18 protein-coding genes are annotated in these 22,493 nt (G+C 60.6%); 12 read left to right on the top strand and 6 right to left on the bottom strand.

Features of this window, described 5'->3' with window-relative positions; translation table 11 throughout:
- Positions 1-253: 253 nt before the first annotated feature.
- From eat to RMV17_RS26115, 9 genes are all read left to right on the top strand, one after another.
- Positions 254-1,624 carry an ethanolamine permease gene (eat, locus tag RMV17_RS26075; protein WP_034153747.1) on the top strand — a complete coding sequence of 457 codons (1,371 nt, stop codon included), beginning with the start codon at positions 254-256 and terminating at the stop codon, positions 1,622-1,624.
- Between the two features lie 190 nt (positions 1,625-1,814).
- A complete protein-coding gene (locus RMV17_RS26080) occupies positions 1,815-3,209 on the top strand; it encodes an ethanolamine ammonia-lyase subunit EutB (RefSeq protein ID WP_108226263.1) in 1,395 nt (464 codons plus the stop codon).
- 5 nt (positions 3,210-3,214) lie between these two features.
- On the top strand, positions 3,215-4,039 hold the full coding sequence (eutC, locus tag RMV17_RS26085; protein WP_311883634.1) for an ethanolamine ammonia-lyase subunit EutC: 825 nt from the start codon (positions 3,215-3,217) through the stop codon (positions 4,037-4,039).
- A 115-nt stretch (positions 4,040-4,154) separates the two neighbouring features.
- Positions 4,155-4,616, top strand: coding sequence for a GNAT family N-acetyltransferase (locus tag RMV17_RS26090; protein WP_007910890.1), 462 nt, complete (start codon positions 4,155-4,157; stop codon positions 4,614-4,616).
- A gap of 229 nt (positions 4,617-4,845) precedes the next feature.
- Positions 4,846-5,496: a DedA family protein gene (locus RMV17_RS26095; RefSeq protein ID WP_034153744.1), complete on the top strand. Its 651-nt coding sequence runs from the start codon at positions 4,846-4,848 to the stop codon at positions 5,494-5,496.
- 4 nt (positions 5,497-5,500) lie between these two features.
- Positions 5,501-6,313, top strand: a complete 813-nt coding sequence (locus RMV17_RS26100; protein WP_311887091.1) for a zinc-dependent peptidase — start codon at positions 5,501-5,503, stop codon at positions 6,311-6,313.
- Between the two features lie 112 nt (positions 6,314-6,425).
- Positions 6,426-6,953: an inorganic diphosphatase gene (gene ppa, locus RMV17_RS26105; protein WP_003205933.1), complete on the top strand. Its 528-nt coding sequence runs from the start codon at positions 6,426-6,428 to the stop codon at positions 6,951-6,953.
- A 223-nt stretch (positions 6,954-7,176) separates the two neighbouring features.
- Positions 7,177-7,923: a helix-turn-helix transcriptional regulator gene (locus RMV17_RS26110; RefSeq protein WP_034153742.1), complete on the top strand. Its 747-nt coding sequence runs from the start codon at positions 7,177-7,179 to the stop codon at positions 7,921-7,923.
- Positions 7,924-8,420: 497 nt separating this feature from the next.
- Positions 8,421-9,596: a diguanylate cyclase gene (locus tag RMV17_RS26115; protein ID WP_311883637.1), complete on the top strand. Its 1,176-nt coding sequence runs from the start codon at positions 8,421-8,423 to the stop codon at positions 9,594-9,596.
- On the opposite strand, the gene RMV17_RS26120 is transcribed toward RMV17_RS26115, so the two are convergent.
- Genes RMV17_RS26120 through RMV17_RS26145 form a run of 6 tightly spaced genes read right to left on the bottom strand, consistent with a single transcriptional unit; the run spans position 9,583 to position 19,778 of the window.
- Positions 9,583-10,395 (bottom strand): DUF2135 domain-containing protein, encoded by an 813-nt coding sequence (locus tag RMV17_RS26120; RefSeq protein ID WP_311883638.1) that lies wholly within the window; start codon positions 10,393-10,395, stop codon positions 9,583-9,585. The genes RMV17_RS26115 and RMV17_RS26120 overlap by 14 nt on opposite strands.
- A gap of 3 nt (positions 10,396-10,398) precedes the next feature.
- Positions 10,399-12,018, bottom strand: coding sequence for a DUF2300 domain-containing protein (locus RMV17_RS26125; protein WP_311883640.1), 1,620 nt, complete (start codon positions 12,016-12,018; stop codon positions 10,399-10,401).
- A 1-nt stretch (position 12,019) separates the two neighbouring features.
- Complete coding sequence (locus RMV17_RS26130) at positions 12,020-16,594, bottom strand: alpha-2-macroglobulin (protein WP_311883642.1); 4,575 nt, start codon at positions 16,592-16,594, stop codon at positions 12,020-12,022.
- Positions 16,591-17,241 carry a DUF1175 family protein gene (locus RMV17_RS26135; RefSeq protein WP_311883644.1) on the bottom strand — a complete coding sequence of 217 codons (651 nt, stop codon included), beginning with the start codon at positions 17,239-17,241 and terminating at the stop codon, positions 16,591-16,593. The genes RMV17_RS26130 and RMV17_RS26135 overlap by 4 nt, the downstream gene beginning before the upstream one ends.
- Positions 17,226-18,938 carry a DUF2138 domain-containing protein gene (locus tag RMV17_RS26140; RefSeq protein ID WP_311883646.1) on the bottom strand — a complete coding sequence of 571 codons (1,713 nt, stop codon included), beginning with the start codon at positions 18,936-18,938 and terminating at the stop codon, positions 17,226-17,228. The genes RMV17_RS26135 and RMV17_RS26140 overlap by 16 nt, the downstream gene beginning before the upstream one ends.
- A 48-nt stretch (positions 18,939-18,986) precedes the next feature.
- Positions 18,987-19,778 carry a DUF2135 domain-containing protein gene (locus tag RMV17_RS26145; protein WP_311883648.1) on the bottom strand — a complete coding sequence of 264 codons (792 nt, stop codon included), beginning with the start codon at positions 19,776-19,778 and terminating at the stop codon, positions 18,987-18,989.
- Positions 19,779-20,056: 278 nt separating this feature from the next.
- Between RMV17_RS26145 and RMV17_RS26150 the strand changes: the two genes are divergently transcribed.
- From RMV17_RS26150 to ispA, 3 genes are all read left to right on the top strand, one after another.
- Positions 20,057-21,190, top strand: coding sequence for a Fic family protein (locus RMV17_RS26150; protein ID WP_311883650.1), 1,134 nt, complete (start codon positions 20,057-20,059; stop codon positions 21,188-21,190).
- 106 nt (positions 21,191-21,296) lie between these two features.
- Positions 21,297-21,539: an exodeoxyribonuclease VII small subunit gene (locus tag RMV17_RS26155; protein ID WP_003228627.1), complete on the top strand. Its 243-nt coding sequence runs from the start codon at positions 21,297-21,299 to the stop codon at positions 21,537-21,539.
- The gene (ispA, locus tag RMV17_RS26160) at positions 21,536-22,423 is read left to right on the top strand and encodes a (2E,6E)-farnesyl diphosphate synthase (protein WP_311883652.1); all 888 of its coding nucleotides are present in this window, start codon (positions 21,536-21,538) and stop codon (positions 22,421-22,423) included. Before RMV17_RS26155 ends, ispA begins: the two co-directional genes overlap by 4 nt.
- Positions 22,424-22,493: the final 70 nt, after the last annotated feature.

Consider the following 22,493-nt stretch of genomic DNA (forward strand, 5'->3'; position numbering starts at 1 on the left):
TGGCAAGCCAGCTCCCACAGGGATCTCCGCAGGTCTCCAATAATGGGTACACCACAGAAACCTGTGGGAGCTGGCTTGCCAGCGATGGCGTCCTCAATGACACAACACAATGGCCTGGCCGCTCTGGCACGGCCCTTGCGTACCCGTCATTCAGGTTTTGCGTGAAAACTGCCGCTGCGTGAACAGCACTCATCCACCCAACTACTGCACCCGAAAGTCCAACAGATCGAACAATAAAAAACAGAGAGGACTTATGACTTCCACCACACAGCTCAAACCCACACTCGGCACCCTGCATCTGTGGGGCATTGCCGTCGGCCTGGTGATTTCCGGCGAATACTTCGGCTGGAGTTACGGCTGGGGCACCGCAGGCACGCTCGGGTTTCTGGTCACGGCATTGATGGTCGCGACCATGTACACCTGCTTTATCTTCAGCTTCACCGAACTGACCACCGCCATCCCACACGCCGGCGGACCGTTTGCCTACAGCCGGCGGGCGTTCGGCGAGAAAGGCGGATTGATCGCCGGTATTGCCACACTGATCGAGTTCGTCTTTGCGCCACCGGCAATTGCCATGGCCATCGGCGCTTACCTCAACGTGCAGTATCCCGAGCTTGATCCGAAGATCGCCGCCGTCGGCGCGTATTTCGTCTTCATGACCCTGAATATTCTCGGCGTCAGCATCGCGGCGACCTTTGAATTGGTGGTCACCGTGCTCGCCGTTGCCGAGTTGCTGGTGTTCATGGGCGTGGTTGCGCCGGGCTTCAGCTTCAGTAATTTCGTGCTCAATGGCTGGTCGGGCGCCAACGAATTCACGATGGGTTCGATCCCTGGGATTTTCGCGGCGATACCGTTTGCGATCTGGTTCTTCCTCGCCATCGAAGGTGCGGCCATGGCGGCTGAAGAGGCGAAAGACCCGAAACGCACGATTCCCAAGGCCTATGTCAGCGGCATTTTGACTTTGGTGTTTTTGGCTATCGGCGTAATGGTCATGGCTGGCGGCGTTGGCGACTGGCGCCAACTGTCGAACATCAACGATCCGCTGCCGCAAGCGATGAAAGCCGTGGTTGGCAACAACTCGACGTGGATGCACATGCTGGTCTGGATCGGTCTGTTCGGACTGGTGGCGAGTTTCCACGGGATCATTCTTGGCTACTCGCGACAATTCTTCGCCCTCGCCCGTGCCGGTTATTTGCCTAAAGGACTGGCCAAGCTGTCGCGTTTCCAGACCCCACACCGGGCGATTCTGGCTGGTGGCGTGATCGGAATTGCGGCGATTTACAGCGACGGTCTGGTCAATCTGCAAGGCATGACCCTGACGGCGGCGATGATCACCATGTCGGTGTTCGGCGCCATCGTGATGTACATCATCAGCATGCTCAGCCTGTTCAGACTGCGTAAAACCGAGCCGAACCTGGAGCGCACCTTCCGTGCGCCGGGCTATCCGGTGGTGCCGGCGATTGCGCTGTTTTTAGCGGTTGTGTGTCTGGTGGCGATGGCGTGGTTCAACACGCTGATCGGCTGCGTGTTCCTTGGCTTCATGGCCGCCGGTTACCTGTATTTCCAGCTGACCGCCAAGCAACGCTCCGAAGCGCCGGCAGACGCTATGCTCGAAGGTATCTAGTTGCACCGGCACCGGGCCTTTCGCCCGGTGCCCGCTATATAGAAGTGCACACAAAACCAATGTGGGAGCGAGCTTGCTCGCGAAGGCGTAGTGTCAGGCGATAGTGATGCTGGATGACCCAACGCATTCGCGAGCAAGCTCGCTCCCACAGGGAACAGAGTTATCCACAGAATCAGGAGGACACCGCCCCATGGCCGCATTCGCCCATTCCGTCGGCGCCCAGACCTATCGCTTCGACAGCCTCAAGGACGTCATGGCCAAGGCCAGCCCAGCACGCTCCGGGGACTTTCTCGCCGGCGTCGCCGCGCTCAATGACGGCGAGCGCGTGGCCGCACAAATGGCCCTGGCCGACATTCCGCTCACGCATTTCCTGCAGGAAGCGCTGATTCCTTACGAGTCCGATGAAGTCACCCGGCTGATCATCGATACCCACGACAAACAGGCCTTCGCCGTGGTCAGCCACCTCACGGTGGGCGGCTTCCGCGACTGGTTGCTCAGCGATGCTGCCGATGAAACCAGCCTGCGCGCCCTCGCCCCCGGGCTGACCCCGGAAATGGTCGCCGCCGTGTCAAAGATCATGCGCGTGCAGGATCTGGTGCTGGTAGCGCAGAAGATTCGCGTGGTGACGAAGTTTCGCGGCACCCTCGGCCTGCGCGGGCGTCTTTCGACCCGCCTGCAACCCAATCACCCGACCGACGAGCCATCCGGCATCGCCGCGAGCATTCTCGACGGCCTGCTCTACGGTAACGGCGACGCGATGATCGGCATCAACCCGGCCACCGACAGCATCGCCTCGATCTGCGCAATGCTGGAAATGCTCGACGCGATCATCCAGCGCTACGACATCCCGACTCAGGCCTGCGTGCTGACCCACGTCACCACCTCCATCGAAGCGATCAATCGCGGTGTGCCGCTGGATCTGGTGTTCCAGTCAATCGCCGGCACCGAAGCGGCCAACGCCAGTTTCGGCATCAACCTGAATGTCTTGCAGGAGGGCTACGACGCCGGCCTGAGCCTGAATCGCGGCACCCTCGGGCAGAACCTGATGTATTTCGAGACCGGTCAAGGCAGCGCGCTGTCGGCCAACGCCCACCACGGCGTCGACCAACAGACCTGCGAAACCCGGGCCTACGCCGTGGCGCGACATTTCAAACCGTTTCTGGTGAACACCGTCGTAGGATTTATCGGCCCGGAGTATCTCTACAACGGTAAACAGATCATCCGCGCCGGCCTCGAAGACCATTTCTGCGGCAAGCTGCTCGGCGTGCCGATGGGCTGCGACATCTGCTACACCAACCACGCCGAAGCCGATCAGGACGACATGGACACCTTGCTGACGCTGCTCGGAGTCGCCGGGATCAACTTCATCATGGGCATCCCCGGCTCCGACGACATCATGCTCAATTACCAGACCACTTCATTCCACGACGCGCTCTACGCGCGCCAGACCTTGGGCCTGAAACCGGCGCCCGAGTTCGAGCAATGGCTGGCAAACATGGGCATCTTCACCCAAGCGGATGGCAAGGTTCGCTTCGGTAACAACTTGCCGCCGGCCTTCCGCCAGGCGCTGGCGCAACTGGGATGAGTCACATGGAAAAACCGCCCATCGACCCGCAAAACCCTTGGCTGGAACTGCGTCGCCTGACCCCGGCGCGGATTGCCCTTGGCCGCACTGGCACCAGCCTGCCGACCACTGCGCAACTGGACTTCCAGTTTGCCCACGCCCAGGCGCGCGACGCCGTGCATCTGCCGTTCGATCACGCCGGCCTCAGCGCGCAACTGAGCGAGCGCGGACGCGAAAGTCTGTTGCTGCACAGCGCCGCAGTGGATCGCAACAGCTACCTGCAACGCCCGGATCTGGGCCGCAAGCTCAGCGATGAATCGGCGCAGGCCTTGCGTGAGTACGCAGCGGCGCATCCGGGCGGTGTCGATCTGGCGATCGTCGTGGCTGACGGCCTGTCGGCGCTGGCGGTGCATCGCCATACGCTGCCGTTCCTCAATCGTCTGGAAGAGCAAATGAGCACCGACGGTTGGTCCATGGCGCCGATTGTCCTGGTGGAACAGGGCCGCGTTGCCGTCGGCGATGAAATCGGCCAGTTGCTCGGCGCAAAAATGCTGGTGATGCTGATCGGCGAACGCCCGGGACTCAGCTCCCCAGACAGCCTCGGTTTATATTTCACCTACAATCCAAAGATCGGCCTGACCGACGCCTACCGCAATTGCATTTCCAATGTACGGCTCGAAGGCTTGAGCTACGGCATGGCGGCACATCGCTTGCTGTACTTGATGCGGGAAGCTTGTCGCAGACAGCTGTCGGGCGTGAATCTGAAGGACGAAGCACAGGTTCAGACGCTGGAATCGGACGCCGGTGCGGACATGAAAGGAAACTTCCTACTTAGCCCGCCCCCTACCTGAACCGTTTCCGCATTGCGTTTCTGCGCCGGTTTAAGGCAGGATCGATACACGGCCGCACGGGTTTCCGATCGCCGTCAGAGCAGTTGAAGACAGCCACTTGAAGACGAGACCTATCATGCGGATTATTCAAGCGACCCTCGAACATCTGGATTTACTGACTCCGTTGTTCGTCAAATATCGCGAGTTCTACGGTTCCCTGCCTTACCCGGATTCTTCCCGCGCCTTCCTTGAAAAGCGCCTGCGTCGCAAGGAATCGGTCATCTACCTGGCCCTGGCCGATGATGACGACAAGAAACTGATGGGCTTCTGTCAGCTCTACCCAAGCTTCTCCTCGTTGTCGCTCAAACGCGTGTGGATCCTCAACGACATCTATGTCGCCGAAGACGCCCGCCGCCAACTGGTCGCCGACAACCTGATCCGCACCGCTAAGAAAATGGCCAAGGAAACCCAGGCCGTGCGCATGCGCGTCTCTACCAGTAGCAACAATGAAGTCGCGCAGAAAACCTACGAGTCCATCGGGTTCAAGGAAGACACCGAGTTCAAGAACTACGTGCTGCCGATCAGCGAAGAGCTCTGACTGCAAGTGCAACGTGTGATGAGGGAGCCCGCTCCCTCAGGCACCTCGAATGCTTCCTGACAATTGTTCACACCCCGACATCCCCCGCTACAAAACCAACGCGCTTTTCATCTTTCAGACCGTATAATCCCGATCTTTCCGGCTTGTAAGAAAAACTACACCCCGCTGTAGGCTTACACGAAGTCATCCGCACAGGCCTGCCGAGTCGGGCCGCCATACAGGTGCCCCCATGGATTTCAACCCGCTCGACCTTATCCTGCATCTCGACGTGTACCTCGATTTGCTGGTGAACAACTATGGTCCATGGATCTACGCCATCCTGTTTCTGGTGATTTTCTGTGAAACCGGTCTGGTGGTTATGCCATTCCTGCCGGGTGATTCGCTGTTGTTCATTGCCGGTGCCGTTGCCGCAGGCGGTGGAATGGATCCGGTGCTGTTGGGTGGTCTGCTGATGCTCGCGGCCATACTCGGCGACAGTACCAACTACGTAATCGGACGAACGGCCGGGGAGAAGCTGTTCAGCAACCCGAACTCGAAAATCTTCCGTCGCGATTACCTGCAGAAAACCCACGATTTCTATGACAAGCATGGCGGCAAGACTGTAACCCTGGCGCGCTTCCTGCCGATCATCCGCACCTTTGCACCGTTCGTCGCCGGTGTGGCGAAGATGCCGTACGCCCGCTTCTTCGGTTTCAGCGTGTTGGGCACCATCCTCTGGGTCGGCGGTCTGGTGACCCTGGGCTACTTCTTCGGCAACGTGCCGTTCATCAAGAAAAACCTGTCTTTGCTCGTGGTGGCGATCATTCTGCTGTCGCTGGTGCCGATGATCCTTGGCGTGGTTCGCAGCCGTTTCGGCGGCACCAAAGCTCAATCGCACTAAGCCGATGTGGTCGCTGAGCGCCTGGCGTCGCCGGCGCATTCTGGCGAAGCGCCCGATTGCCGACGACATGTGGCAACGGGTGCGTCATCACCTGAGTTTCCTTGACGGTATCAGCGCTGCCGAAGACCAGTGGCTGCGCGAAGCCTGCGTGCTGTTCCTCGAAGACAAACACCTGAGCGCCCTGCCCGGCGTCGAACTGCATCAGGAACAACGCCTGCTGCTCGCGGCCCAGGCGCAATTGCCCCTGCTCAACCTGGGCGATTTGAACTGGTATCAGGGTTTCCACGAAATCGTGCTCTACCCCGACGACTTTCTCAGCCCGCAACGTCATCGTGACGCCAGCGGCGTCGAGCACGAATGGGACGGCGAACACAGCGGCGAAGCCTGGCAGCAAGGGCCGATCATCCTCGCCTGGCCCGGCGTCATGGCCAGTGGTGGCTGGGAAGGCTATAACCTGGTGATCCACGAACTGGCGCACAAACTCGACATGCTCAACGGCGACGCCAACGGCCTGCCGCCGCTGCATGCCGACATGCGTGTCAGCGACTGGGCAGACGTTATGCAAAAGGCTTACGACGATCTCAACCGTCAGCTCGATCATGACCCGGACGCCGAAACCGCCATCGATCCCTACGCCGCCGAAAACCCGGCCGAGTTCTTTGCGGTCACCAGCGAATATTTCTTCAGCGCCCCGGATCTGCTGCATGAAGCTTATCCACAGGTGTATGCGCAGTTGCAGCTTTTCTACCGCCAGGACCCGTTGAGCCGATTGCGGCAACTTCAGGCCACAGACCCGGTCTATCAGGCGCACGACTAAGCTCTGCACGACTTTCGGTACATGGCGTCGACGGCAGAATATGCCTATAATCGCCGCCACTTTTTGGTCAATCCGGCCAAGTGTTTTTGGTCAACTACGGGGGCAACGCCCAATGAGCTACAGCAAGATTCCGGCTGGCAAAGACCTGCCGAACGACATCTACGTCGCGATCGAGATCCCGGCCAACCACGCGCCGATCAAATACGAAATCGACAAAGACAGCGATTGCCTGTTCGTTGACCGTTTCATGGCCACCCCAATGTTCTACCCGGCCAACTACGGTTACATCCCGAACACCCTGGCTGACGACGGTGATCCCCTCGACGTGCTGGTTGTGACCCCTTACCCGGTTGCTCCAGGCTCGGTGATCCGCGCGCGTCCAGTCGGCATCCTGAACATGACCGACGACGGCGGCGGCGATGCCAAAGTTATCGCGGTACCACACGACAAGCTGTCCCAGCTGTACGTCGATGTGAAGGAATACACCGACCTGCCACCACTGCTGATCCAGCAGATCGAGCACTTCTTCGCGAACTACAAAGATCTCGAGAAAGGCAAATGGGTCAAGATCGAAGGCTGGGCCGGTGCAGACGCCGCCCGCGAAGCGATCACCAAGTCGGTTGCCGCCTACAAAGGCTAAGCACCTGCGCTACGCGTGAGGCTTGAAGAAAACCCCGGTTGATCCGGGGTTTTTTGTGCGCGAAAAAAGCTTTCTTAAACAGAGTGTTTACGACGGACTACAGAAAAGTTTTAGCCTGTGTAATTTCCCACAAGAACGTCTTACATCCCGTCGCAAAATTCAGCCCGTTTTTGAACGTCCGGTTTATTCAAACCGCTCTGGCACGGCCGTAGACTCCGTGTTTATGAGAAAGAACACTAGCGGTCCAAGATTCAAGGCACTCCTGGAAGCTGCGAACATCTCGACGACGGGTTTCGCAAAGTTCTGGGGCACGGAAGCCCAAAATGTCCACAACTGGTACACCCGGGGCGTCCCCGCGTATCGCATGGAAGAAGTCTCACGCCTGCTGTCCGTCAACAGCGAATGGCTGAAAACCGGCCAAGGCACAAAAGAGCTGCCGAGCCTGGCTCCGCCTGCCAGCAACGGCGACAGCTTTGACGCCCACGATCCTCAGGGCGCCTACCGATTCATCCATCCCAACGACATCGAACTGGCCTTCTTCAAAGAAACGCCACTCACCAACGGCTCCGACAAAAACCACGTCATCCAGGACCCGGACCTGTCCATCCGCCTGCTGCGTGCACAGCTTGATCAACTGGAAATCCGCCCCGCCGACGCCATCTGCGCCCACATGATCGGCAACAGCATGGCCGAGCGCATCGAGGACGGCTCCGTCGTCGCCATCGATCGTGGCCTGACCCAAGTCGTCGACGGCGAGATCTACGCCATCGAACACGACGGCATGCTGCGCATCAAATACCTGCACCGCATGCCCGGCAACGGCCTGCGCCTGCGTAGCCACAACAGCGCCGAATACCCGGACGAAGTGTTCCGCCCGGCGCAGATCGAGGAGCAAAGGATTCATATATTGGGCTGGGTGTTTTGGTGGTCGACAGTGAGCAAGCGGCGGCCGGTGGTGCCGTTTCTCTGATTTGATGCGGTTTGTCGACCCTGCACAGAACCCTGTGGGAGCGAGCCTGCTCGCGAAGAGGCCCGGACAATCGGTACAAATCCCGGATTTCTGGCGTAGAAGTCGCTCTAAACCGCACTTCAGGCTGGGAATCCACAGCAAAACTCAGTATCCTGCGCCCCACATTTGCGCATCGACCCGCCCCGCGGCTCAGAGAGCGCCCGACGCGGCAGACCAACGTCTGACCAAGTCCCACAGCCGGACGCAGATCCGGATGTACGTTTTGAAGGCTGGCAAGGCTTACCAAAAATAGGCCAAGCCAGTCCCCGAGAAGCCGGCCACAAGCCGGCTTTTTAATGCCTGCAAAAAAACACGTTTACCTTGGCGAGCTTGACTCAACACTTGCCAACCTCAACCCCCTCAGTGCTAAATCCCGCCCAACACCCACCCCCTCTGTTTTTACCCGCATTCCCGCCACCGGCCGGATTCCGGTATTGAGCCTCACGGGAATCCATGGAATGGCCCTGCATATCCCGACCCTGCTGGTCGTTTCGGTCTTCGTCTTCTTTTTGATGGGGCTTTTGACGCTGCACGCCTGGTATCGCGAAACCCGCGAGCCGCCACTGGCGTACCTCGGCAGCATGATGCTGCTTGGCGCCTTGGGCGTGGTATTGGTCAGTTGGCGTGATCGAGGGGTCGACTTCGTTCCCATTGTGTTCGGCAATGTTGTTTTATTGCTCAGTGCAGCGATGAACTGGACGGCCATGCGCACGCTGGTCGGGCGCAGGCCGTCAGTGTCCGGCATTCTGGCAGGGGCGGTCGCTTGGCTGACCTTGTGCCTGATTCCCGCCTTCTACGAGTCGATGCCAAATCGGGTTCTAATCTACTCCTTGCTGGCATTCAGTTACGGCGTGCTGACAACGCTGGAGCTTTGGCGCAGCCGCCACACCCTGGACGTCGCGTTTATGCCGGCGCTGGTGCTGACCGTTTTGCACACTGTGTTCTACGCCTTTCGCAGTGCGACCGATGAAGGGCTGCCGGTGACAAAGGCGCTGCTGGGCAGTGGCGAGGGCGTGCCGTTTTTCTCGTTCATGCTGTTCGAGTCGATGCTGTATGTCATCGGCATTGCCTACATCACGCTGGCGATGGTCAAGGAGCGTGCCGAGCTCAAGCTCAAAGCGGCAGCGTTCAGCGATCCGCTGACGGGCATTGGCAATCGTCGCGCGTTCATGGTGAACGCCGGGCAGTTGCTTACTGAAAGCCAGCAACACGCAGAACCAGCGGCGTTGCTGCTTTGTGATCTGGATAACTTCAAGCGTCTGAATGACACCTATGGCCATCCCGTCGGGGATCAGGCGTTGATTGCGTTCGGCCGGATCGTGGTCGAGAGCCTGCGCAAGGAAGATGTTTGCGGGCGGATCGGCGGTGAGGAGTTTGCTTGCCTTCTCAGCGACTGCAACGAGCAGACTGCACTGGAGATTGCCGAGCGGATCCGCCGTTCCTTCTCACAATTGTCGATTCTTGAGCCGGGTTTGCTCAGCGTCAGCATCGGCGTGGTAACCACCCGTGAATCCGGCTACGACTTGTCACGCCTGCTCTCGGAAGCTGATCAGGCGCTGTACGGCGCCAAAGACCGGGGACGCAATCGTGTACAGACTTTGCGTTCGCTGTACCTGAGCCTTACGGATAACTGAACGACTTCACCAGCGTCAGCTCACCCACCGCGCGCATCGGGATCAGAAACGTCTCCATCTTCTCGTTCGGTGTGCCTTCTTCAGTTATCACCGTCACCTGCGCGGTGGTCAGCGCCTGCACCGCCTCATCGACGCCATCCTCATCTCCGCGATAACCACCGCCGTAGTAATTCACATACACCAGATACTGGCCCTTGATCGGCGCCGGCATGGCGAAGATTTCCGGGCCGTAGCCGGTGGTGACGTCGACGTCGAGCGCGGCGCCGTTGGCGGCGCTGCGGTTGCCGTACCAGATGTGCGCGCCATCGGGGGTGACGAGGTGCAGGTCGAGGTCGGTGCCGTCGCTGTCCCACGCTAGCAACACGCGCAGTTTCGCCGGGGTAGCGCCGCCGCTGGTGTTGAGGAATTGTGTGCGGTGGCGTTGCTGACCGTCGGGGCTGCGCACTTCGACGCTGTTGCTGCCGTTGGGGAAGGAGAACGGGCGATCGAAGCGGCCGCTGTCATCGATTTTCAGCGGCATGCTCACGCCATTGACGATCAGCCGTCCGGGTTCGTTGTCCTTCCGCGCAGCTTTGATCTCGCCGCTGATGCGTGCGGTGTTGGCCTGGCCAAGCGAGGTGTTGACCGACGAGGCCGGGTAGTTGACGGTCTGACGGAAGCTTTCGCCCTCGCCTTCCGGTGCGCCGCTGCGCCAGCCGCCGACCGGGGTGTCAAGTTTGACGCTGTCGGCAGCAATGGCCGGCGAGAGCGCAGTCAAGGTGCAGAGCAGCAGCAAGACCTGTGGATAACGGAGTGTCATGGTCTATTCCAGCAAAAGGTGACGGGCGAGCCCTTCGATGTAGGTTTCATCCTGGCCGTTGGGGTGTGCTTCAAAGGCCAGGTGCAGATATTCGTGGGTCAGGTCGAGGCGATCCTGCAGGGTCAGCACGCCACGCACGTAAATACGTTGGCGCTCGCGGTCGACGAAGGGACGGCCGAAGGCCAGTTTGCACACGGCAAATGTGCTGACTTCGTTGTAGCCGGTTTCGCTTTCCAGCTTCGGACGCCAGCCGCGACGCTGTTTTTGCAACCAGTCTTGCGCGGTGGGCAATGCTTCGCAGGAAGCGACAGGGTTGTCCCAACGGCTGAGGCTGGCGCGCGGGTAGGCGTGCAGCAGAATCGCGTCGTAACGCTGACCGGCATTGGCTTGCTCGACGGCTTGTTGCCAGGCGAGTTTGTCCGGGCCGGGTTGATCGGAGTGATAGGTGACGGTGCTACCAGCCAAAACCAGATCCGCCGTCCATGCCGCAATGTTGCGCGACTCGGCGGAGGCCGGGCGCGGGGCGACACGCTGGCGATTGCTGCTGTCATCGATGCTCAGGCAGTCGCCGTTGCGCGTGGCGTTTTGCAGCAGATAGGTGCGGATCGCCACGGCCAGCGCTTTGGCCGCCTCGGCGGGTTCCGGTTTGGCTTCGCGCTCAAGGACGCGGGCGACATATTCTTCGCGATCAAGCCTTGCGACCAGTTTGTCGTTGAGCAGAAACAGTTCTCCGGCGCTGTGGATATCCAACGTGTTGCCATTGGCGAATTCGACGCGGTAATCACCCTGCAACGGGCCGGACGTCACCACACGCTCACCAGCCAAAACCCGCGTGAGCGGATAGCGCGAGAACAACCCGACTTCAACACAGCGCCCGGCTTCTGCCGGCCATGCGGCGGGCAATACCGTCGCCAGTGCCTGCCCGTAATGCCGCAAGACCATCTGACTGGTGCCACGCCCGCCAGCCCAGAGCGGAGATCCGTCCGCCGTCCAACCGGCGAAACCACCCTGGCGCGATTGCGGATCCTGATCACCGAGCCAGCTCCAGGTTTTCACCCGCAAGCGCCCGCCCAGTTCACCGACGACATTGCCGTCCGCCGCATTCAGCACCACATCGAGCAGCACTCGGCGCGCCTGATCCTGCGCTGGCAACGAGGCCAGGACCTTCAGCAGTTCAGCTACGGAAACCCGTTGAGCCGGTTGCACCGAAGGCAGATCCAGCAACCACGACGGCGCCCTCCGCGTCTGCCAATAGGTACGCCAATCCGCCGCCGAAATCCCCAACCGCGCCGGCTCAAAATACAACCCGCAGGATTTCACCAGCGCCTGATCACGCTCGATCTTGCCGCCCGCCGAGCAGCAATAAACCTCTTCCTTCGACTGTCCGCGACACTCATACGCCGGCTCCCGCGCGCCGGTGTCCACCAGCCACGCGTAGACAAACAACTTCCACAGGCTGCCCAACGGCGTATCCAGTGACGACTGCAGCGGTTCACGCTTGATCAGTTGCGTCTGACTCAACGACAACAATTCGCCCTTATAGGCCACGCGCAGCGGCTCATCCTGCGCCGTCGCCAGCGCAGGCATCACGCACATCAGCAGCCACAGCAGCGGCCGGGTCATGTCAGTTGACCGTGACCTGACCGAGGGCGGCTTTCGCTTCCTGGGCCTGATGCTGCGGCGCGTAGACCTGCTTGAAACGCACCGGGGGCAGGTTGAACTGGCCCTTTTGCGAGAAGCGCACCAGATGGCGCAGGCGCAACTCGCCGCTCAACGCATCGACCGGCACCGCATAAGCCAGTTGCCCCGGTTCGAAGCGCGCCTTTTCCAGCGCCGTTGGTTCGGTGCCGTCCTTGCCCTGCAACTTGATACCCCACGTGGTGCGCTCAACATCGGCGCCCGGTGGCAGCGGCACTTCGAGCATGCCGTAGCGCAGCGGTTTCGGCGCTTTGCTGGTGAGGATCACTTCGTCCAGATACAGACTGTCGCTGGACAGCGGCTTGGTCCCGATCGGCTCCAGTTTGAAGGTGAACGCTTCATCGCCCGGCACCAGTCGCGACAGGCGGCGGGTGATGGTCACGGCCATCGGATCGACTGCCGGTTGCTGGGTCTGGAAGCTCAACGCCGCGCGCAGCGGACGCTCTTGTGTGCCAGACACGGTCAACACACTTGGCACTGGCGTCGCGCCTTGCCACGTCCAGTACATCTCGCCGCTGGCACCGTAGTTTTTCTTCCAGCCCTCACCCGGCGTCAATGCGATGGTCGGCGACGCCTGGGCGATGCTGCGTTGCAGCCACGTTAGCGCCAGCGCGCGTTCGAGGGTCGATTGCTGCGGCAACAGTCGTTGCAGCAGCGCTTGCGCACGTGCCTGATCGAAGGGTTGCAGCGACAGATTCAACGCTTCGGCAAACGGCTGCGAACTGACCGACAGACGCTGTTGCGCAGCGCCCACCTGACGATTGAACGCATCCGGCAAGGTCACTTTCGACTGCGTGGCCAACGCTGCGGTCAGCACCCGCGCCGCCGCCAGACCGAGCGCCGAATCCGGATCGCTCATCACCAGACTGTCTTCGCCATCGTCCATCAGGGTTTCGGCGTTGCCCTCTCCGGCCGTGGCCAGATCCTCCATCAAACCACTGAGCAGCGTGTTCACCGGCAGATGCATCTGCTTGGCGAACGACAGAATCAGCGCCCGTTGCAGCAACGGCGTGTTCGGCGCCTGCTTGGCGTAAACCTCAAGCACCCGCTGCCAGTGCTCCGGCGGCAGCGTCAGCTCCAGCACCTGGCTGGCGTTCCAGTCGGCGTAATAGGCGTAGGCAGTAAGGAACGCATCCGGCTCACCGTCGTAGCCCCACCAAGTGAAGCTCGCCGACGGCCCGGCCATTTGCACCAGACGCAGACGGCTGTTCTGCATGATCAGGCGCAAGCGATCACGGATCTGCGGATTCGACGCCAGCGACGGATAAGCGATGCTCAATGGCAGCAAACGACTGGCAGTCTGCTCGACGCCGCCGTACGGATAGCTGAGCAGATCATCAAGAGCCGAACGGAACAGCGCTTGCGGACTGTCATCCAGACGCAGGCGAATATCCGTGGCATCGGCCGGCAGGCTCAACGGCGTGTCGCCACTGGCGACATCGAGGCTTTGCGTCTGCGTCACTTGCCAGCCGTCACCGGTCGCGCTCAGGCGCACGGCGAGAGAGTCGGCAGTTTTGCCGTCCTGCACCAGCTGCGCCGTCCACTCGCCGGAAGCCAGGGCGAATGCCGGCAGCGGCAGGTAGTTGATGCCGTTGTTGAGGGTCACAGGGACACGCTGTTCAGCGCCTGCGTAGTGAGTGACCAGTTCAGCCTTGACCGGCTTCTCGGCCTGACTGAACGCGAACACACCGAGTTGCGGCTGATCACCCTTACGGAATTTGCTCGGGCCGCTCCACTTCAGGTACAGCGGTTTTTCCGAACGGACGAACTGCTTCTTCTGCCCGACCTGCCCGTCATCGGCGATCGCGCGGGCGGTGATGCGCCAGCGGGTCAGCGAGTCCGGCATCTTGAAAGTGAAGCGGGTTTTGCCGTCGGCACCGGTCAACAACTCCGGCTGCCACGCAGCGGTGTCGACGTCTTCACGACGCGGCCGCTCCAGCACTTTCACCCCACGCTCACTGCGGTTGGCTTTGCCCGGCGCGCCGGGGCTGCCCGGCAACGCCACGTCGTAACTGATGAAGGACAGGCTGGCACTGGTGCGCACGTTGTTGCGGCGCGGGTGATAGAAGAACTGGTCGATGGTCGGCGCGACTTCCGGTTGCAGCGCGTAAACCATTTCGTCGACGACGCTAACGGTCAGGTGCGCCGGAACGGCTTTGCCGGCGAACTGCGTGGTCAGGTCAACCGTGACCGTGTCGCCCGGCAGATACACCGCTTTGTCGGTGCTGATCGCTACGTCGATTTGCGGCGCGATCACTTTGATCCCGGCGTTCTGGAAGCTGTATTGACCGCCCTTGGTGTACAGCACGGAGAAGGTCAGATTTGGCGCGAAGTTGTCCTTCACCGGGATGCGTGCGCGGTATTGGGTGTCGCTGAGTTTCTCCAGCTTCAACCAGTCGCCGCCCCTGGCCAGCAGCGCCGTGGCTTCGACCTTGTCGCGTTCCAGCGAGAGCAGTGCATCGCTGACCGGTTCAGGGAAAGTGATCAGCGCCAGCGCTTCATCGCCGGCCTTGTACTCAGGTTTATCGAGGACGATTTCCACGGTGCCCGGCACTGCCTTGACGCCATCGCCAGTGACCGAATGCCCGGTGGCACCGAGGACGCGACCGTGCTGATCCTTAAGTGTCAGGTTGTAAGTGCCCGGACGTTCGAAGGCAATGCTGAAGCCTTTGTCAGTCGCGGCAAGTTTGCCTTCGCCGGTGCTCTGGTCTTCCAGACGCACCCAGCCATACGTGCTCGGTGTTACCGCTTTGCTTTGCTCGGTGCCGCCCTCGTTGGCGTAGCTGAATGCGACTTTGTCGCCGACCGCGCTGAAGCGTTGCGGCGCGCTCAGGCGGAAGCTCGCCGCGCCACGGTCGATGAGAATTTCCTTGGTGGTCTTGACCCGATACGCCGCGCCATCGCTGGCGAACACGGTGAGCATGTAACGGCTCGGTTTGTCGGCGGCTGGCAGGTCGAGGCTCGCGTTACCTTTGCTGTCGGTGGTCAGTTCGGTGCTGGTCAGTTCCACCGGGAATTGCCCGAGGTATTGCAGCTCGTTGTCGACCATCGACAGTTGCTGGGCGCGCAGGCTCAGGGTCAGTTTGGCGTTGGCCACCGGTTTGCCGTCCGGGTAGAGCAACACCAGACTGCCCTTCACCGGTTCGCCGGTGCGGTAATCCTGCTTGGCCAGATTCAGCGAAATCTCGAAGTGCGGTTTGATGTACTCGGCCACACGGAAGGCACTGCTGTAGGCCTGATCCTTGTAGTTGAAACGAATCTCGTAACCGCCCGCCACCGCGTTGTCCGGCAACTGGAAACGGCCCTGAGTACCGGCCTTCGAATCAAGTTTCAGGTCAAGGTGCTGCAGCTCGGTACCGGTCGCATCGAGCACGCTGACCGTGACGTCCGCCGCCCCCGGCAATACCGAATCCCGCGCATTCTTGAACTCGCGGCCAACGATTTTCAGCGACACCCAATCACCCGGGCGATACAGCGGCCGGTCGGTGAAAGCGTAGAGTTTGGTGTCGTAGATTTCGCTGTCGTAATAGAAGTTTTCCGAGACGAATACACCGCCCTCTTCATCCTCGCCGATGACAAATGAACGCTCAGGGCTGACGTGTTTCAGGCGCAGCAAGCCATCGGCATCCGTGGCGCCACTGCTCATCACGCCGAGGCCATCGGTCCATAACACATTGACCTTCGGCACCGAACTGCCTTCATGTTTGCGCGCAGCCCACACCAGCAGTTCATCACCGGCAATCTTGCTCACCGCCACCGTGTTGGAGACGAACACCATGGTGGTCGCGCGGTACTTGCCGATCAGCGCTTCGACCAGATACAGACCGGGTTTCAGATTGCCCAGCGGGATGTAAACGTTACCCGGCGCGACACTGACGAAATCGCTGGAAGAACCCGCCAGATTGACCCCGGCTGGCGGCTGAATCGGCTTGGCCTGCCACAGCGGATAACGGAACTGGCTGACCACCGGCAGACCCGGGATCAGCGCAAATTGCGGCTGCGCGTCGTACGGAGTAGGTGCGGCGATGGCGTTGCCCATCTTCAGTTCCGGCACTTCTTCGGTGACCTGTTTGCGCGACTCATAGGAGAACGCACGCTGCATCACCCGACGGGACTTGCGGTACCAGTTGTCCCACAGGTACGCGAGGGTGTTGGACAAGCCTTCGCCCTTGAATTGGCCGTCGCTGACCACACGATGCAGGTTCTTTTGGCGCTTGAGGAAATCCAGCGGTTTGTCGATGCGGTACACGCGAATGTCGGCGCCGCCGTACGGTTCCATGCGGAAACGACGGTAATCGCGGCCCGGCGCTTCGAGGCGCACCATTGCCTGTTCATCAGCAGCAAAACTGCTGTCAGCCAGCAAGAAAAAGCTTTCGCCCGAGACCGGCGTGTAGCCGCTCGGCTCGACCGAATCTTCGGCGTTGACGGTGGCCAGTGGCAGCAACAGCGCCAGCAGCAAAGGAATTCGGGAACAGAGTCGCAACATGCGGGCACCGGTCATTGGGAGAGAAAGTTCAGTCGATAGATGCCGATGAAGTTGGGGTTGGCTGCGTCGGGTATCCATCGGGTGTCCTTCCATGTCATGAGTTGCTGCAGGCTTGCCGAACGCATGCCGTTGTCAGTGGGGGTGGTGGTGCCGGTGTGATAGGCGATGTAGCGGCCCATCCAGATCATCAGGTGCTGGTCGTCGCCCTGATCGAAAAACATCAAATCACCGGGCCGTGCCTGCGAGACGTCGCGGCTGACCAGATGGCTGTTGAACTGAATCAGTTTGATCGCGTTGACGTACGGCCCGACCTTGCCGCCGCCCTGCTGCCATTGCTGGGCGAGCTTGCGCTGCTCATCGCTGAGCGAAAGCTCCGGCGGCAGATAACGATTGGACAGGCCATTGCTGCGCAGCCACTTGTCGTCATGGACTTTCAACGCTTCGTTGGCGGCAAAACGTACCAGCCCGGCACAATCCTGCTGATACCAGCGCGGGCTCGGGCCTTGACTCAGTTGCTCTTGAGCGATGCGCACAAACCAGGCGCGAAACACCTGGGACTGCGCAGGGTCCAGCGCCGGTGCTTCGACGGCGCGGGCGCCCGCACTGAGCAACAGCGCGAGCAGGCCGAGGCTGCGGATCAGTGCCGTCACAGCGCTTTCCATTCCAGCGGCAACCACTGCCAGTGGCCGTCGGGCTCGCTGCCTTCGGGCAAGGTCAGCGCATATTTGCCGTAGCCGCCAAGGGTGCGCAGTTTCGGAATCAGGTAGGTTTGCGCGGCGTTGTAAAACACCGGTTCCATGTCCTGCGGCAGGCTGTCGAGGGTTTCCTGCTGCATCAGTTGCGCCATCGAATCCGGGCCGAAGTAGATCGGCATCAGCACATCTTTGGGCAGCACGTCGGCCATTGGCGGGAAGCGTTTATCGAGGGTGCCGAGGGCCTTGTCGACGAGTTTGTCATCGAGGGAAAACAACAGCGTCGAGCCGTGACGGGCAAGGCTGACTTTCATGAATGCCTTGCCGGAAATCGCGTCCGGGTTCTCGGCAGTCTTCGCCGCATACGGGCCGAAGTTGGAACTGACCTGACGCTGCCAGACGTGGCTCTGGCCTTCCTGCTTCTCGACCACCGGGAACACGTTTTCGTCGACGTTGGCCTCGAACGCGCCGACCATCGAGCCAAACAGTTTGCCGAGGTCGCCATCGAGTTTGCTGCTGTCCTCGTCTTTCAGACTGGCGACCAGCAACGGCGTGTACAAACGCGAGTCGGCGTACCAGCACAGGCCAGCCGCGCCGGCCACATGCTCGGTGAGGGTCTGCGCCACAGCTTCTTCAGCGCCAAGTTTTACCAACAGCGGTTTTTGCGGTTCGGCCGCGACCGGCAGGGTTACGCAGGCACTGGCGCCGAGTGGCATGGCTTGCCAGACGGGTTTGAAATCGAAGTCGGGCTGGTTGACCAGTTCGTCCAGGGCGAGGTAGCTGTGCCAGCCCTTGTCGTCCATGTCGAAACGCAGCCCGGCGAAGTTCGGGATGAAACGCTGATAACCCATCGCCAGGACACTGGAATTGACCGACAAGCGCTGCTTGGTTTCCGCGGTTTTCGCCGGCAGACCGAACGCTTCCGGGAACAGCTTTTCGCCATTGAGCAGCGCCGCCAGCGCTTGCGGCGAGACGTGCCCCGATTCTTCGGAGACGCCGCTTTCCGGGTCGTAATACTTGGCCGGGTTGGACAGCACCACCAACTTGTCACCATGGGAGGCGAACAACAGCGCTTTGCTGGCGTTATAGGTCAGTTGATACAGCGGCACCGTGTCGCCGCCGACCTTGAGTTCGCCCATCTGACTGAGCTGCGTGTCATCCAGCGCGACTTTCGCCAAGGGCTCGAGCAGCTTCGCCAGCCCGCCGCGATCCATCACCAGCAGAAAATCCTTCAAGCGACCATCCGCGCCACGCCACAGCGCAACGTCGGCTGGCTGATCGAAAAGTTGCTCGATCAGGCTGTCCTGCAACTTCAGGTCATGCTCGTAGATGATCCGGCGCAGACTGCCGATCAAGCCGAGGCGATCCGCGTGGGTCTCGTAATAGAAGACGAAATCTTCGGTGAGCGTGGCCTTGAGGAACGGCACCGTCAGCAGGTCCTTGGGCAACTGACTCAGCGAGTGGGTCTCCAGCAACGCGTCCGGACGGCTCAGGCCAAGCTTGTCACTGGCCAATTCCGCCGGCGGCGCCTTGGGCTTGAGCAGCAGCCAGCCGAAACCACCCGCCACACCGGCCACCAGGCACAACCCGGCCAACAGCAAAGGCCAGCGCCGCGAAGGTTTGGCCGCTGGCGTGTCGGCAGCCGAAGTAACAGTGTTATCGCTCATCTTTTCGCTCATTTCCCAAAGCTCAGGATTTCATCCGTGGCGGAATGCTTAATAGTTGAAAGTCTTGACCAGCAGCAGATCACCGATCGCCCGCAGGGGCACGATGAACGTTTCGCGTTTTTCGTCGACGGTGTTTTCGTTGAGCACCAGCGTGATTTGCGAGGTGATCACCTCGTTCTGGTTACTGGTCTCCTCGAAGTTATAGCCGTCGTTGCCGAAGTTGCCCCAATAGTTGACGTAAACCAGATAGGTGCCGTGCAGCGGCGCAGTCATGGTGAACATTTCCGGACCGGGGCCATCGACGCCATCCGGGTCCAGACCACCGCCATTGCTCAACGCAGGCTGCGCCCAGAACGCATGCTGACCATCCGGCGTGACAATGTGCAGATCGAGTTCGGCTTTCGGATCGTCCCATCCCAAGACAAGACGAATCCGTGCCGGCGTGCGCAAATTGTTTGCTTCATAAAATTGCACGCGCTTGAGCGACTGGCCCTCGGCGCTGATCAATTCGACACTGTTGGAGCCGGCGCCGAACGCGTACGGCCGGGCAAAACGGCCCTGGTCGTCGGTGTACAGATTCAGTGGATTGCCATTCACGGCGAGGCTGTGCGGCGGGCGCATATGGCCGATGGCCTTGAGCTGGCCCTGGATCATCGTGCGATTGCGCTGGATGCCGCGATCGATCGGCGGCGTTGGATAGGCGACTTGCGGGTTTTCCGTGCGATCGAGCAGGCCGTGATAGCGCCAGCCGCCCACCGGTTCCGACAGTTCAGCGCTCGGCGCGGCCGACAGCGCGGGCGTGCAAGCCAGGCCGATCAGCAGCCAAAAAAATGAACGCATGTAATGCCTCCTGCCATGCCTGAACGAAACCTTGCACCCGATCCTCGGTACTTCACAGCGGTGAAAACTGCGTTTCGTCTGAAAGACCCGTGACTATGGGGTCGTAGAAGGCGCGAAGATTAGCGATTCGGCAGTTTTTTAACAATCGGATACATGTGCAATCGCTGTAGGAATGATGCCAATCGGATGGACTGTGAGCCGAATAGGCGTCATATTCGGCTCATAAAATGAGCCGAATAGCTTTTCCATTCGGCTCACCCACCCAAGAAAGGTATTTGATGACAACTCACTGGATCTGGCAGCAGCCCGACTGGCCCGATTTCAACTGGCAGGCAGAACGCCTGATGCCATTGCTGCGAGCGTGCGTGCAAGCGCAAGGTCAATTGATGGGGATGGCCGGTTCGGTGGACAGCTCTTTGGGGGCCCAGAGCGAACTGGATGCCCTGCTGCAAAATATCGTGACCTCATCGGCCATTGAGGGTGAGCAATTAAATGTCGGCTCCGTGCGTTCGTCTTTGGCGCGACGTTTGGGCCTGCAGTTGATCGACGGCGATAAAGTCAGCCAACGCAGTGAAGGTCTGGCGCAACTCATGCTCGATGCCACCCGCCAATTTGCCGAACCGCTGACGCTGGAGCGCTTGCTGGAGTGGCACAGATGGCTATTTCCCGATCAGGAGGCTGAGTTCACTGCGCGGTCAATGCATGTGGGGGCGCTACGCGGTGACGAGCCAATGCAGGTCGTATCGGGCCGTATCGATCGTCCAACCGTTCATTTCGAGGCACCACCTCGCAAAGGCCTTGAGCAGCAGATTGACCAATTTCTCAAATGGTTTGAAGCCAGTCACCATCAAACCGCGCTGGACCCATTGCTTCGCGCGGGCATCGCCCATTTCTGGTTTGTCACCTTGCACCCGTTCGACGATGGCAACGGTCGCCTGACCCGCACCATCACTGACCTGGCGCTGGCGCAGGGCGAGGCGCAGGCCATCCGTTTCTATGCAATGTCGGCAAGCATTCTGGATGATCGCTCCGGCTACTATCGGATTCTGGAGTCGAGCCAGAAATCCACGCTGGATATCACTGAGTGGCTCACATGGTTCCTGCAAACGTTGCTGCGCAGCCTGCAACAAGCCATCACTCGCATTGAAAGCGTGCTGGGCAAAACGCGTTTCTGGCAGGCCCACCGCGAGTCCGAACTTTCGGCGGAGCAGGTCAAAGTGCTCAATCGTCTGCTCGACGGCGGTGAATGTGGCTTTGAGCACGGTATTAGCGCCGGGCAATATCAAGCGGTGGCGAAAGTGTCGAAGGCTACAGCGACCCGGCATCTGGCAGAGTTGCTGGACAAAGGTTGCCTGCAACGTTTGCCAGGAGGTGGCCGCAGCACGCGCTACCAGATCAACTATCCCGATTAGTCCACTGTGGCGAGGGAATAAGGGTCGGCCACGACCTGCTCATTTGCCCATAAACCCCCTATCTGCTAGTGTCGCGCCGGTTAAACGTCAACCGGAAATCGCCGCCATGGCCCGCAAAAAAGCTGCACTGGATTTCGAACAGTCCCTCGCCGACCTGCAAACATTGGTCGAGCGTCTGGAGAACGGTGAATTGTCGCTGGAAGACTCGTTGACCGCTTTCGAGCAGGGCATCGGCCTGACCCGTGACTGCCAGGCAGCGCTGGCGCAAGCCGAGCAGAAGGTGCAGGTGCTGCTGGAGCGCGATGGCGAACTCGCCGAGGAACCCTTCGACGCGGAACAGCCAGAATGATTGCGGCGTACACGGCGACAAGCCAGACTCGGGTCAACGCAGCGCTGGAAACCCTTTTCAATGCACCGCTGCCAGAGTTGGCGCGGCTTTACGAAGCCATGCGCTACAGCGTGATGAACGGCGGCAAACGCGTGCGTCCGCTGCTCGCCTACGCCGCGTGCGAAGCGCTCGGCGGTCAAGCCGAGCAAGCCAACGGCGCAGCCTGCGCGGTTGAGCTGATCCATGCCTATTCGCTGGTGCACGACGATTTGCCGGCGATGGACGACGACGATTTGCGTCGCGGCCAGCCGACCACCCACAAGAAATTCGATGAAGCCTGCGCGATTCTGGCCGGTGATGGTTTGCAGAGCCTGGCCTTCAGCGCCCTGCTCGACCCGCGCCTGAGCGATTGCAGCAGTGACATCCGCCTGCAAATGGTCACCGCGCTGGCTAACGCCGCCGGCCCGGCAGGCATGGTCGGCGGTCAAGCCATCGACCTCGGTTCGGTCGGCCTCAAACTCGATCAGCAAGCCCTCGAACAGATGCACCGGCACAAGACCGGCGCGCTGATCGAGGTCAGCGTCAAACTCGGCGCTCTGGCCAGCGGCCGTGCCGAGCCGGATGAACTCCGCGCCCTGCAGACTTATGCACAGGCCATCGGCTTGGCGTTTCAGGTGCAGGACGACATCCTCGACGTCGAAAGCGATACCGAAACCCTCGGTAAACGCCAGGGCGCCGACATCGCCCGCGACAAGCCGACCTACCCGGCGCTGCTCGGTCTCGACGCCGCCAAGGCCTACGCCCTGGAACTGCGCGATCAGGCCCTGCACGCCCTGCGACCGTTTGACGCGGCCGCCGAGCCGTTGCGCGAGCTGGCCCGGTATATCGTCGAGCGGCGTCACTGATCAGCCATCGGTCAAAAAAGACCAACGCGTGGGCAGGGGGCGATGCATCAGGTAAACTGCCGCATCTTCT

This window comes from Pseudomonas sp. VD-NE ins (assembly GCF_031882575.1).
GTDB classification, from domain to species: domain Bacteria; phylum Pseudomonadota; class Gammaproteobacteria; order Pseudomonadales; family Pseudomonadaceae; genus Aquipseudomonas; species Aquipseudomonas fluorescens_BZ.